Origin of the sequence: Acidithiobacillus sulfurivorans, from assembly GCF_018853815.1 — a bacterium.
Lineage (GTDB): Bacteria > Pseudomonadota > Gammaproteobacteria > Acidithiobacillales > Acidithiobacillaceae > Acidithiobacillus > Acidithiobacillus sulfurivorans.
Map to the genome: position 1 here is coordinate 64,692 of NZ_JAAOMP010000126.1, position 12,208 is coordinate 76,899.

Here is a 12,208-nt window from a genome sequence, read left to right on the forward strand (position 1 = left end):
AATAGCTTCTTATTTATTATCTTTTACAAGGTTTATGCTTGCGGGTGTTAGCGGATAAATGGGTGGATGTTCATTAAACCATTGTTCTATATTTTCCATGCTCGTAGGATCATCACATTTCATATTGACATAGCGATGTAAATAATCAAGCATATCTTCAGCAATAACAATTAAGTATTGGTCGTTAATGACAGATAAGTTTTTATATTTTCCGCAGTCTATTTTATGAGCCATAATGACACGGTAAAGATTTTTTAAATCTTCTTTTTTCCAAGTCGGGGGGTTGGCAGAAAGGTTATGGATAGCCCCGTTTCTAAGTATCTGTGTCAGTGTGCTTGATATATTATCGTTATTTAAACTATCTATATGATTACATTTTAGAAAATCATTGAAGGATTTTTTTAACAATATACTTGACGATCTTTGATTTGAAATGGCGCAGAACAAGAAATCTGCAAACGTTGCAATAAGCACAAAGGAGAACGCGGTTCTTAATTTTATTATTTTCTGTAGCTCTTCAACGCGTTCATTTATGTATGATTTTATCTCATTAGAATTCCATTGCTTTTTTTCTTCAAAATTACCGCCACTGGCTGACAGGGTAATTGAAGATTGGTTACCAATATTGCTTACTGGATACCTCATTACAGGTACATTCAAAAAACTCCAATCTGACCTATTCAAAAATGATCCTGTCTTTTTATGACCTTTAATCAGCTCAGAAAACCACTCTATCGCCGAGCATAATTTATGGTGAGAGCGCATAAAAGCCTCTAAACGAACAAAACAAGTCTATACATAAAAGAAGCCACCCACTACCCCTGCTGCGGCCTGAAAAATACATTACTTAAAAAACCTTGCGTGGAAGCCATTTGGGTCAGGTGTTGTTTGGCCCTCTAAAGCATTATGGCTATCAAATATATCAACCCCACCAAATATATTGGGCTGAGTATGCGCGATCACAGGCCCGTTAGGATCAGTTACATCAACACCACCGAATATATTCGGATGTGTTGAATTTGATAACATCCCATTAGGTTCGTGATGATCCATGCCACCGAAAATATTAGGTGTAGCATAATCAATTGGTTGCCCATTTTGGAAGGTGTCTTGTCCACCAAATATGTTTGGCTGAGTATGCGCTGTAATGTGACCACTGGAATCTGTGATATTCACACCACCAAAAATATTTGCTAAAACTGAGAAGATATCATCCATTTTCATCCCCTTTAATTTGTTTAATACTAGCCACAAACTTTTCTACCTCTTTTTCATGCTTACCTATAAGTTTCCGTGTCTTCTTGAGAGATATGATGTAATAATCAATTTCGTAGCCATTTGCCGTAATATCTGTGAGTATTGTAGGAATTGCTATCACATTTAATTCGCTGAATTTTTCGGAAACGTACTTCGCTGTCTGGCATTCACACTGTCCGACTTGATCCGTAATAACGTCATACTTTTTCAAGAAATCAAGTAGCAATTCAACATACTGATCTTTTTGTGCAGATTTTTTTTCAGCTTTGTCGTTGATGTTTTTTGAGAACGTTGCATAGCTGGCAACCGCAGCGGGAATACCAATAAGCGGATTAAGACCTGCGAGGAACCCAGAACCAACCAATCGCGAAAAAGATCCCCAATCAACGTCATCACTATCGGTAGATGCTAGCACGTGAAAATTAGCCTGAAGCCAATTACGAATCTGTTCAAATTCTTTTAATTCAGAAATAACATGAGAAAAATGACCACAGATAATTCCTGAAATTTTTGTTATCTGAGTTTCACGAAGATCTGCGTTTAGAGCGTACCTTGATGTCAGGTGAGAAAATGGCTTATCTGTAAAAATCATGGACACTTGATCATCGTAGTATTGAATAATAAGCTTGGCAATTTCGTTAGCTGCGCTACTTACACCTCTTTGGATATTACTAAAATTTGCTGCGTCTAATAAAGATTTAATAAATGAGATATAAGCTTCCTTTTCGTTTCTTTGCTTCTCTATTTCATAAACTTCAATTATACGATTTACCTTACCAATCTGGCCGATGAAGCAAGAATAAGTTATTTGGAAAGACAGATCAGCAAACACATCTGCAGCATTCTCGTGAAATTCCTTTACCTGAATTATTTGTTTTGAGTAGTCTCTAGGCTTCGGTTTAGGGGATATCACTTCCACTTTTGCAAGGGCGACTTCGTTGGCGTCAGAATTGGATATAGGCTGTACACCTACAGAGGCAACTGCGTGGGTGTCAGGCTGTGGCGCTGATGACACATAGTTTCCATCGATACTAGGATTCCTGCGCCGTTGTCCAAGCAGATAGCCTACCAGCAGAACCACAAACATTGCCAACACTATGATTACAATGCTCTTGATTCCCATGGGTCATTATCTCTGGCAGCAAAGCGTATCAGATTTATCTGATTTGGCTAAAGTTACACTCGCAACGTATCTTTCTTGATCAGCCATAAACTGGCCCCCCATTATGATTTCATAACCTACAGCAAGTCATACCCCTTCGCAAGCTATGCCGCGATGGAAGTATTCCCTCGCGAAATCTCTTCCGTCTGGCGTGTAGGAAGGGCGGTGACTACGGTTATTGAAAGCTAAGAGGCGGTAACACGCATCCCCAGTACCGCATTGGCCCCAAGGGAACGGGCATGTTCCGCCAGTTGTTCCAGAGCATCATCGCGGGTCTGGGCAATCATTTTTAAGTAGCCTGACTGTTTTCCGCCAAAGACGGCACGAACACCCCCCATAAAATTGCCGACAAAATTACGGGAACGCACCCCTGTGCCATAGACCGGCCCAATGACCCGAACCACGCGCATACCGGGGCATTCGTTGATGGTGAGAATGAGTACATTATTTTCCGCCATAATCCCCTTCATCATTCATCACACGTCCAGCACCACCCCGACCTTGGGTCAGTTTGTTAAAGCGTTCCCGCTTGGCGGCACATCTGACGCAGCGAACAGCCTGTACCGCCTGTATCCGTTCGGGGGGAATGATATCGGCACAATCCAGACAATAGCGATTCCCCTGTGCGTCTTCGTCAGGTTCTTCGTGGGGCACCAAGGCTTCACGTTGTCTCGCCAAGGCTTCCATCAGGTGTTCTTCCGTATTCTTTGCGCCTACATCTGCCTCATCAGCCAAACGCTCACCCTGAATCATAGTCGCCCTTTACTGAATCAAAATAGGCTGTTTTGCCTATAATCGTGCTTACCCACCTTTGGGCCGTCGACCCCGTCTGGCTTTTCCGTGCTCTTCCAGTAAGGCTTCACCACGCACCGAAAGGTCGGCTGCGTCAGCGGAATCTGCCAGCACCTTCTCAATGGCCGCTATGTAATGTCGATGATCCCATTCGGGGGCGATGACCTTCGCCGCCCGTCCAAAACGTTTTTCAAGCTCAAGGTTTCTTTTCCGCACGGTAGGGGTTTGCATGATCTTTTTCTTGGCGGACTCAATCTTGGCGAGCGCGGCCCTCTGACGTTCAAGAATTTCCGCCTGCTTCTTTTCCAAATCCGCCAGCCGTTGCTCTGCGGTACGACGAATACGTTTTTTCACTTCTGTCATGGCCTATTCCTCTAACTGTTCACTTTGTCTGCAAATTCTTTACCTGCCTTAAACTTTACACTCTTTTTGGCGGGAATATCGATTTCCTGTCCTGTCGCCGGATTGCGGCCTTTACGGGCAGGTTTTTCCACGACCTCAAAAGTACAGAAACCCGGAAAAACAATCTTTCCGGCTGACGGCAATTCCGCTTCCAGCGTATGCCGAAAAGCCTGAAAAAACTTCTCGACATCTGTTTTGGACATTTCGCCGTGACGTGACAGGGCGGATATAAATTCGGATTTGTTCATGGATACCATCCTTTGGATGTAATGAGTAGAAACAACTTAGACGATAAAAGCCTAGTCTGCAATTCGTGGTTTTTACACAGGCCCAAGACTTTTTCAAGAGGATAAACTACAAACCCCTCACAGCATCCACCAAGACTTTGCCCGAAATATGCGTGAAACGCTTCATCATCTGTGTCGATTTATGCCCCGTAATGGCCTGCACGGTCATGATGGTTTATCCATCACCCCAACAGTTTTGCCAAATCTTCCGCTTTCAAATGCGTGTACCGCTTCAGCATTTGCAAGGTTTTATGGCCGGTGATGGCGGCAACCTGCATTTCGCGTAAGCCTTTCTCAAAAAAGCGGCTGGTGGCTTCGTGGCGTAAGTCATGAAAGCGTAAGTCATCGATTTCCGCGCGTTTGCAGGCTCTAGCAAAAGCTTGATGGATGCCTTCATAGGTTGTGCCAAATACCCGCCCATCCATGGATCTTGGCAAGCCCTGCAAAACCTGAATGGCTCTACTGGAAAGCGGAACAGTTCTAGCCTCGCCGTTCTTGGTTTTGGGCAGGTGTGCGGTACGCTTGTTTAGATCAACGTCTGACCATTGCAGGCCATCGCTCACTCTAACTTTAACCTTGTGACCGTCAGTGTCTTTTATATACTTCCAACTTTCTAGTATTTCACCGGCGCGCATCGCGGTTTCAATGGCGAAAATGACGACGGGTTGCAGCCAAGCATTTTGTGCATTGGTGCAAGCATCCAGTAGTCTTTTCTCTTCATCATCCACTAGGCGACGATCTCTTGCAGCAGGTAATGCAGGCTTCTTTACAAGTGCAGTAGGGATGCCACCCGGAAGAGCAATACCCCATTCCATAGCCGCCATTTTCAATGCGCGTTGCAACAAACCTAACTCATGTTTTATGGATTGCGTACCGATCAAGCGCCCCGTCTTTTCGCTGATTGTGGATAGGCGTTTGTCTCTATATTTTGCAATTATGGAAGAATTGATCGCAGCAAGCGAATATTTGCCTAATCCAGCCTGTAATACCTTGATTCTGGATAGTTCTTTGTGTCCACCCTTGAGATTTTGCAGCACTTCATCTGCATATCTGGACAGTAGATCATGTACGGTAGTCTGTTCGGATTCCGTGCGCTGAACAAAAACCCCTCGCATCATTTCAGATTCTGTAACGGTTGCCCATTCTTTGGCTTCAGCTTTGGTCCTGAATGTTTTGACTTGTAGCGGGAAACCTTTGCGCTTGATCTGGGCTTGCCAGCCTATTGTGATGCCATCCCGATCTTCTCGTGAACGAATGGTTGCCATATTTGCCGCCTCAGTTTTTGACTAAGTATGGCGCTAGGGTGGCATAAATTCATTTTTGCATCAACTGAAAATTGTAACTTACTGTTTTATATGGTGCGCCTGAAGGGACTCGAACCCCTGACCTACGGCTTAGAAGGCCGTTGCTCTATCCGGTTGAGCTACAGGCGCATGAACAAACAACAGATGCTTGCACAAGGCCACTTATTGTAAAGTAGGCATCGTGATCAGGGAAGGGCGCAGATCTGCAGTTTAGTAACCAAAACGTAACCCGTGGAGTGGCCAATGGACAAAAGCCTTATTCTGGAAAGTAGCTTTTCGCCCCAGGGCGATCAGCCGGAGGCGATTCGTCAGCTGGTCCAGGGACTGACGGATGGAGAATTTTTCCAGACTCTTCTGGGTGTGACGGGTTCTGGCAAGACTTTTACGGTTGCCAATGTCATTGCCACGACTCAGCGCCCGGCCATTATCATGGCCCCCAACAAGACGCTGGCGGCGCAGCTCTATGCGGAAATGCGCAGCTTTTTTCCGCATAACGCCGTCGCGTACTTTGTCAGTTATTACGATTATTATCAGCCGGAGGCCTATGTCCCGTCTTCGGACACGTTTATTGAAAAAGATGCTTCCATTAATGACCACATTGAGCAGATGCGACTTTCCGCGACGAAAGCTTTGCTGGAACGGCCTGATGTCATTATTGTGGCGACAGTCTCGGCCATATACGGGCTGGGTGACCCCGCTTCTTACCATGGCATGATTTTGCATTTGCGCGAATCCGATTTCATGGATCAGCGTGCGATTCTTCAGCGACTGGCAGAAATGCAGTACACCCGTAACCAATTGGAATTGAAACGCGGTAACTTTCGGGTTAACGGCGATGTGATTGATATTTGGCCGGCAGAAAGTGAAGACGAAGCAGTGCGGGTGGAATTATTCGGGGAGGAAATTGAACGGGTTTCGCTTTTTGATCCGCTCACGGGGAAAACCATTGTGCGTTTGCCGCGCTATACCATTTATCCCAAAAGCCATTATGTGACCCCCCGAGAGAAAATTCTGGAAGCTCTGGACAGTATCAAGGATGAATTGCGGCAGCGTCTTGAAGATCTGCGCAAGGCCAACAAACTGGTAGAAGCCCAACGCCTGGAGCAACGCACCCGTTTTGATCTGGAGATGATGGCAGAGTTGGGATATTGCTCGGGTATTGAAAATTATTCCCGCTATTTATCGGGAAGAACCGCCGGGCAGGCACCGCCCACCTTGATGGATTACCTGCCACCCAATGCGTTGCTATTCATTGATGAATCTCACGTCACGGTGCCCCAGTTCGGGGGGATGTACAAGGGGGATCGCTCCCGCAAGGAAACCCTGGTGGAATATGGCTTCCGCCTGCCTTCTGCGCTGGATAATAGACCCCTGATGTTTCCTGAGTTTGAAGCGCTCATGCCCCAGACCATCATGATTTCGGCAACTCCCGGACCCTATGAAATGGAGCACTCCGGGCAGATTGTCGAGCAGGTGGTGCGGCCTACCGGGTTAGTGGATCCGCTCGTGGAAGTACGCCCGGCAAAAGGCCAGGTCGATGACTTGATTAATGAAATCCATGTGGTCATCCGCAGTGGCTGGCGCATTCTGGTCACCACCCTGACCAAGCGCATGGCGGAAGACTTGACCGATTATTTGCACGACCTGGGTATCAAATGCCGCTATTTGCATTCTGATATTGAAACGGTTGAACGGGTGGAAATTATTCGGGATTTACGCGCAGGCGTTTTTGATGTGCTGATTGGCATTAACCTGCTGCGTGAGGGGCTGGATATGCCCGAAGTAGCGTTGGTGGCGATTCTGGATGCAGACAAGGAGGGCTTTCTGCGCTCGGAACGCTCGTTGATTCAGACCATTGGCCGGGCAGCCCGGAATTTGCACGGTCGCGCCATTTTGTACGCGGATCAGATCACCAAATCCATGGCGGCGGCCATGGCAGAAACGGATCGTCGCCGTGAAAAGCAGGTTCAGTTTAACGAAGCCCATCATATTATCCCCAAGGGTATTGTGAAGCCGGTGACTGATATTATTGAGGGGGTTTATCGCCGCAATGCTCAACCTGCGGCGAAGGTGGCGGAGAAAAACAGTACTTACCGCCTGCTCAATGATCCCAAAGCAGTTGCCAAAAAAATCAAGGAGCTGGAGGAGGAAATGTTCCGCCATGCGCGCAACCTGGAGTTTGAGCAGGCGGCAGCATTGCGGGACCAAATAAAAAAACTGGAAACCCGTCTTCTGGGTACCGATCTGGAAGTGTCTTTGTTAGAAGACTAATGCCGGATCAGTTGGATCATTCCTAATAAATCAGCGGCTTTCTTTCGGTCCAGTGCCTGGTACCAGGAAAAATGGCTCCTGATCAGCAGGCATTTCTGCCAGTTCGGCATCAGTCAGGCGGGCGTACACTTCAATGTTGTAGCCCGTAGGATCCCGCAGCCAAAGTTCATGGAGAGGCATTCCTCGCCAGGTGGTGCGGGGTGGTTTAACAATTTCGGCACCCGCCGCCATGGCGCGATGATAACTTTCGATGACTGCCGCCCGGTCTTTCACGCCCAGCCCCACATGATAAAGGCTATAAGTATCCAGCGTTTCTCCCCGGTCATTCACCAGAATAACGAGATTCAGGCACAAATGCGGGACGATGAAGGTGCTGAAGCGTGCCGTGCTTTGTTTGGGCGCGACCCCCAGAAAGTGCTCGTAAAAGCGGGTGCTTTCAGCCAGGTCGCTGACCCGGAAACTGAGATGAAATTCCTGGGCAGCAGGAATCATCACTGGGTTCTGATTGACTGTATCCATTCACTCAGAGCTCCATAGTGCCGATACGATTCAGTTCCTGCCTTAACTGTGCGGGATCTTTTTCGAGCCATTCAGCAACAGGCAATTTCAGCAAGGCGTCAATGCGGTGCCGGAGAATACGGTATGCTGTTTGAAAAGCCGCATCAATTTCTGCTTCGCTGCCGGTGGCCTTGGCCGGATCTTCCACACGCCAATGCGCACGAATGGCGGGTCCGAGGTAGGCGGGGCAGGCCTCGCCAGCAGCACTGGCACAAACCGTAATGACAATGTCCGGCGTGGTGTTAAGTTCATCCCAGGATTTGCTGCTCAGGCCTTCTGTGGCAAAGCCTTCCTGCTGGAGAAGCTGTATCGAACGCGGATGGACATAACCCGCAGGATGGCTTCCGGCACTGGTCGCGTGCAGACGTGAATCCGCCAGTCCGTTCATGGTGACTTCTGCAAGAATGGAACGACAGGAATTTCCGGTGCAAAGAAACAGGATTTCAGGAGTTTTCATGGAGAATTTCCTCGTCAAGTGACAGATCTGCAGGTTGGGGTAAAGAACAATTCTGGGTACCACGACAGCAATTTTCTGTCAGATAGGCGACTAATGCCCGAACTACGCTCATGTCAGCCCGATAACGTTGATAACGACCCTCGCGTTGCACCGTAACCAGACCGGCATGTTGAAGACTTTTCAAATGAAAGGAAATGCCGTTGTGGGGTTGGTCCAGATGCTCGGCAATCTCACCGGAAACCAGTCCTGTGGGTTCCTGTTCAACGAGCAAGCGGAAAATTTCCAGGCGCACGGGAGAGGCAAGCGATTCCAGTTGCTGAACAATATTTTCCGTTTCTTTTGAAATTTCCATAATTCTACCCACGAACATTTCTTGTAGTATTGACAAGTATCAACGCCTCGTCAAGACTAACGTCACTTTCCAATCGCCTGGAGTATAGCCCCATGCTGGCCGTGGTCATTTTTCTCGTCACCCTGATTTTGGTCATCTGGCAACCCAAAGGCCTGAGCATAGGCTGGAGTGCCATGGGCGGGGCGGTCGTTGCCTTGGCTACGGGCGTCATTACCTGGAGTGATATTCCCATTGTTTGGCATATTGTCTGGGATGCTACCTTCACCTTTGTAGCCCTGATTATCATTTCCCTGATTCTTGACGAAGCCGGATTTTTCCACTGGGCAGCCCTGCATGTGGCGCGTTGGGGCGGGGGACGCGGTCGCCTGCTCTTTGTACTGATTGTATTGTTAGGTGCCTGTATTGCTGCGGTATTTGCCAATGATGGTGCCGCTCTTTTGTTGACGCCCATTGTGATGGCCATTTTACTCCGTCTGGATTTTTCACCCACAGCGACTTTTGCTTTTATTATTGCTACCGGCTTTGTCGCAGATACCACCAGTTTACCGTTAATGATTTCCAACCTGGTGAACATCGTCAGCGCCAACTATTTTAATATTACCTTTTCACAATATGCGACCGTCATGGTGCCCGTTGATATTGTGGCATTGCTTTCCACTTTAGCCGTCCTCTGGCTGTATTTCCGGCGCAGTTTGCCAGGCAGCTATCCTACGGCGCATTTGCCGGATCCTGCGACGGTCATTAAAGATCATCTGGTGTTTCGTGCCAGTTTTCCGGTGCTTATCTTATTGTTGGTGGCCTATTTTGTGACGGCGCACTGGAATGTACCCGTGTCGGTAGTCACCGGAACTGGAGCCCTGATCATGTTGGCTTTGGCTGGTCGCTGGTTGCAGGGTGGTCGCGATGCACAAATTCCGGTGCGCAAGGTGTTGCGCGGTGCCCCCTGGGCCATTGTGGTGTTCAGTCTGGGGATGTACCTGGTGGTTTATGGTTTACGCAATGCCGGACTGATCCATTATGTGACCATAGCGCTCCATGATTTTGCCAGCCATGGTCCGGTAGTGGCGGCGCTGGGCACCGGTTTTATGGCCGCGCTGCTTTCTTCGATTATGAACAATATGCCCGCTGTGCTGGTGGGTGCGCTGGCCATTCATCATCTGCCTGTCACGGCAGATCCCATGCTCCGTGAAATCATGATTTATGCCAACATCATCGGTTGCGATCTGGGGCCGAAGTTTACTCCCATCGGTAGTCTGGCCACCTTGCTCTGGTTGCATGTGCTCAGCCGTAAGGGTGTCACCGTGGGATGGGGGCAATATATGAAAACCGGTTTGATCATCACTCCACCCGTGTTGTTTCTGAGCCTGTTGATGCTGGCCTGGTGGCTGCCTCTGGTCTAATGTCTTGGCGACTTGACGTTTGGGTCGCTATTTCCTAAAATTTATACCAACCAGACGGTATGTAATAACAGGAGATAGTGATGCAGCTCAATACCGATTGGTCCAAAACTGTGGTCATTTACACCCCGGACTTACCCTGGCAGGGTTCTCCGGCAGAGGGCGTTCAGCGCCGTTTGCTGGAGCGGGACGGGGAGGAAGCAGCCCGTGCGACTTCCGTGGTACGTTATGTACCCGGTGCTCATTTTCCAGAACACCAACACCCTCTGGGTGAAGAAATTTTTGTTCTGACGGGTACGTTTTCCGATGAGACAGGAAGTTATGGTCCTGGGACTTATTTGCGTAATCCTCCTGGTTCTGCCCATGCCCCTTATTCAGATGAGGGCTGCATCCTTTTTGTAAAGTTGCGCCACTTCAATCCTCGGGATCTACAGCCGGTACGGGTCAATATGGCCCAGGCGCGTTGGTCATCCGGTCTGGTAGATGGCCTCACGGTACTCCCCCTGGCTGACTTTGAGGGAGAGCACACCGCCCTGGTGCGCTGGCAGCCGGAAACTTATTTTCAGGCACATCGTCATTATGGCGGTGAAGAAATACTGGTTTTGGAGGGAATATTTGCCGATGAGCACGGCGAATATCCTGCCGGAACCTGGATGCGTAGCCCCCATTGGAGTGCCCACCAGCCTTTCAGCAAGGAAGGTTGTCTGATTCTGGTTAAAACGGGCCATCTGCCTTTGTCGGCAGATGGCAGTTAAGTACACACGATAAGTGATTTAAGGAGATATTATGACGAAAGCCTATGCAGCCCAATCATCCACCAGCCCTTTAGCCCCGCATGAAATTGAAAGACGTCAGCCGGGTCTGGATGATGTCAAAATTGAGATTCTTTACTGCGGTGTCTGCCATTCCGATTTGCACACGGCCCGTAATGAGTGGAAAAACACGATTTATCCCTCAGTGCCTGGTCATGAAATTGTCGGCAGGGTGGTGGCTGTCGGTGATCAGGTCAAAAATTTCAAAGTAGGTGATTTTGCAGGCGTCGGTTGTATGGTGGACAGTTGCGGACACTGCAGCTCCTGTGACGAGGGTGAAGAACAATATTGCGAGAATGGTTTTACCGGAACGTATAATGGCCCGGTATTTGGCGGAGAGAATACGTTTGGGGGTTATTCTCAAAGCGTGGTCGTCAAGGAGTCTTTTGTACTGAAAGTTCGCCATGACGAGAAAAATCTGGCCAGTGTGGCTCCGTTGCTTTGTGCGGGCATCACCACTTACTCGCCGTTACGTCATTGGCAGGTGGGGCCGGGTAAAAAGGTTGGTATTGTTGGTTTGGGTGGATTGGGTCATATGGGAGTCAAGCTGGCCCATGCGATGGGGGCTCATGTCGTTTTATTTACGACCTCACCCGGTAAAATCGAAGATGGTAAACGTCTGGGCGCTGATGAGGTCTGCATTTCCACGGATCCCAAACAAATGGCTCAGCAGGCCAACAGCTTTGATTTTATCCTCAATACGGTGGCCGCTTCTCATAATCTGGATGCCTTTCTGAGCCTGCTGAAGCGGGATGGCACCATGACGCTGGTGGGTGTTCCCGCTGAGCCACATCCTTCTCCGGAAGTCTTTAACCTGATATTCAAACGTCGTCAGCTGGCGGGTTCGCTCATTGGCGGTATTCGTGAAACCCAGGAAATGCTCGACTTTTGTGCAGAACATGGAATTGGTTCGGATATTGAAATGATTCCCATGGACTACATCAACACGGCCTATGAACGGATGCTGAAAAGCGACGTTAAGTACCGTTTTGTCATTGATATGGCTACCCTGTAACAAGGGCTCCGAAAGATGTACCTACCGGGCCTGCCACAGCGGGCCCGGTCACAAGACCCTGTTTCTCCCTTCCTGCTTATTGTTCGCGTTGTGCCTTAGGTCCGAATTGGCTACCATGCACAGCATCAAGCGCGTGCACGTC

At 48.6% G+C, this 12,208-nt stretch carries 15 protein-coding genes and 1 tRNA gene; 4 read left to right on the forward strand and 12 right to left on the reverse strand.

Annotated features, from left to right (window positions below; translation table 11 throughout):
* Positions 1 to 9: 9 nt before the first annotated feature.
* From HAP95_RS11830 to HAP95_RS11870, 9 genes are all read right to left on the reverse strand, one after another.
* Positions 10 to 765: a hypothetical protein gene (locus HAP95_RS11830; RefSeq protein WP_215884406.1), complete on the reverse strand. Its 756-nt coding sequence runs from the start codon at positions 763 to 765 to the stop codon at positions 10 to 12.
* 78 nt (positions 766 to 843) lie between these two features.
* Positions 844 to 1,218: a hypothetical protein gene (locus HAP95_RS11835; RefSeq protein WP_215884407.1), complete on the reverse strand. Its 375-nt coding sequence runs from the start codon at positions 1,216 to 1,218 to the stop codon at positions 844 to 846.
* Positions 1,211 to 2,380: a hypothetical protein gene (locus HAP95_RS11840; RefSeq protein WP_215884408.1), complete on the reverse strand. Its 1,170-nt coding sequence runs from the start codon at positions 2,378 to 2,380 to the stop codon at positions 1,211 to 1,213. The genes HAP95_RS11835 and HAP95_RS11840 overlap by 8 nt, the downstream gene beginning before the upstream one ends.
* 224 nt (positions 2,381 to 2,604) lie before the next feature.
* Positions 2,605 to 2,877 carry a heavy metal-binding domain-containing protein gene (locus tag HAP95_RS11845; RefSeq protein ID WP_215884409.1) on the reverse strand — a complete coding sequence of 91 codons (273 nt, stop codon included), beginning with the start codon at positions 2,875 to 2,877 and terminating at the stop codon, positions 2,605 to 2,607.
* Positions 2,864 to 3,172 carry a TraR/DksA C4-type zinc finger protein gene (locus tag HAP95_RS11850; RefSeq protein ID WP_215884410.1) on the reverse strand — a complete coding sequence of 103 codons (309 nt, stop codon included), beginning with the start codon at positions 3,170 to 3,172 and terminating at the stop codon, positions 2,864 to 2,866. Before HAP95_RS11850 ends, HAP95_RS11845 begins: the two co-directional genes overlap by 14 nt.
* 48 nt (positions 3,173 to 3,220) lie before the next feature.
* The gene (locus HAP95_RS11855) at positions 3,221 to 3,574 is read right to left on the reverse strand and encodes a hypothetical protein (RefSeq protein ID WP_215884411.1); all 354 of its coding nucleotides are present in this window, start codon (positions 3,572 to 3,574) and stop codon (positions 3,221 to 3,223) included.
* 11 nt (positions 3,575 to 3,585) lie between these two features.
* Complete coding sequence (locus HAP95_RS11860) at positions 3,586 to 3,861, reverse strand: HU family DNA-binding protein (RefSeq protein WP_215884412.1); 276 nt, start codon at positions 3,859 to 3,861, stop codon at positions 3,586 to 3,588.
* Positions 3,862 to 4,082: 221 nt separating this feature from the next.
* On the reverse strand, positions 4,083 to 5,165 hold the full coding sequence (locus HAP95_RS11865; RefSeq protein WP_215884413.1) for a site-specific integrase: 1,083 nt from the start codon (positions 5,163 to 5,165) through the stop codon (positions 4,083 to 4,085).
* A 91-nt stretch (positions 5,166 to 5,256) separates the two neighbouring features.
* Positions 5,257 to 5,333, reverse strand: a tRNA-Arg gene (locus HAP95_RS11870).
* Between the two features lie 114 nt (positions 5,334 to 5,447).
* Here HAP95_RS11870 and uvrB point away from each other — a divergent pair.
* Entirely contained in the window at positions 5,448 to 7,475 is a 2,028-nt protein-coding gene (gene uvrB, locus HAP95_RS11875; RefSeq protein WP_215884414.1) for an excinuclease ABC subunit UvrB, read from the forward strand.
* A gap of 30 nt (positions 7,476 to 7,505) precedes the next feature.
* On the opposite strand, the gene HAP95_RS11880 is transcribed toward uvrB, so the two are convergent.
* From HAP95_RS11880 to HAP95_RS11890, 3 genes are read right to left on the reverse strand one after another with little or no spacing between them, the layout of a single operon-like run.
* A complete protein-coding gene (locus HAP95_RS11880; protein ID WP_215884415.1) occupies positions 7,506 to 7,994 on the reverse strand; it encodes a VOC family protein in 489 nt (162 codons plus the stop codon).
* A 4-nt stretch (positions 7,995 to 7,998) separates the two neighbouring features.
* A complete protein-coding gene (locus HAP95_RS11885; protein WP_215884416.1) occupies positions 7,999 to 8,490 on the reverse strand; it encodes an arsenate reductase ArsC in 492 nt (163 codons plus the stop codon).
* On the reverse strand, positions 8,477 to 8,842 hold the full coding sequence (locus HAP95_RS11890; RefSeq protein WP_215884417.1) for an ArsR/SmtB family transcription factor: 366 nt from the start codon (positions 8,840 to 8,842) through the stop codon (positions 8,477 to 8,479). Before HAP95_RS11890 ends, HAP95_RS11885 begins: the two co-directional genes overlap by 14 nt.
* Positions 8,843 to 8,934: 92 nt before the next feature.
* Here HAP95_RS11890 and HAP95_RS11895 point away from each other — a divergent pair, with 92 nt between their 5' ends.
* The 3 genes from HAP95_RS11895 to HAP95_RS11905 all read left to right on the forward strand — a co-directional run bounded on the left by HAP95_RS11895 (position 8,935) and on the right by HAP95_RS11905 (position 12,066).
* Positions 8,935 to 10,242, forward strand: coding sequence for an arsenic transporter (locus HAP95_RS11895; protein WP_215884418.1), 1,308 nt, complete (start codon positions 8,935 to 8,937; stop codon positions 10,240 to 10,242).
* 80 nt (positions 10,243 to 10,322) lie between these two features.
* The gene (locus HAP95_RS11900) at positions 10,323 to 10,994 is read left to right on the forward strand and encodes a cupin domain-containing protein (RefSeq protein WP_215884419.1); all 672 of its coding nucleotides are present in this window, start codon (positions 10,323 to 10,325) and stop codon (positions 10,992 to 10,994) included.
* A 31-nt stretch (positions 10,995 to 11,025) separates the two neighbouring features.
* Entirely contained in the window at positions 11,026 to 12,066 is a 1,041-nt protein-coding gene (locus HAP95_RS11905) for an NAD(P)-dependent alcohol dehydrogenase (protein WP_215884420.1), read from the forward strand.
* The last annotated feature ends 142 nt before the right edge of the window (positions 12,067 to 12,208 follow it).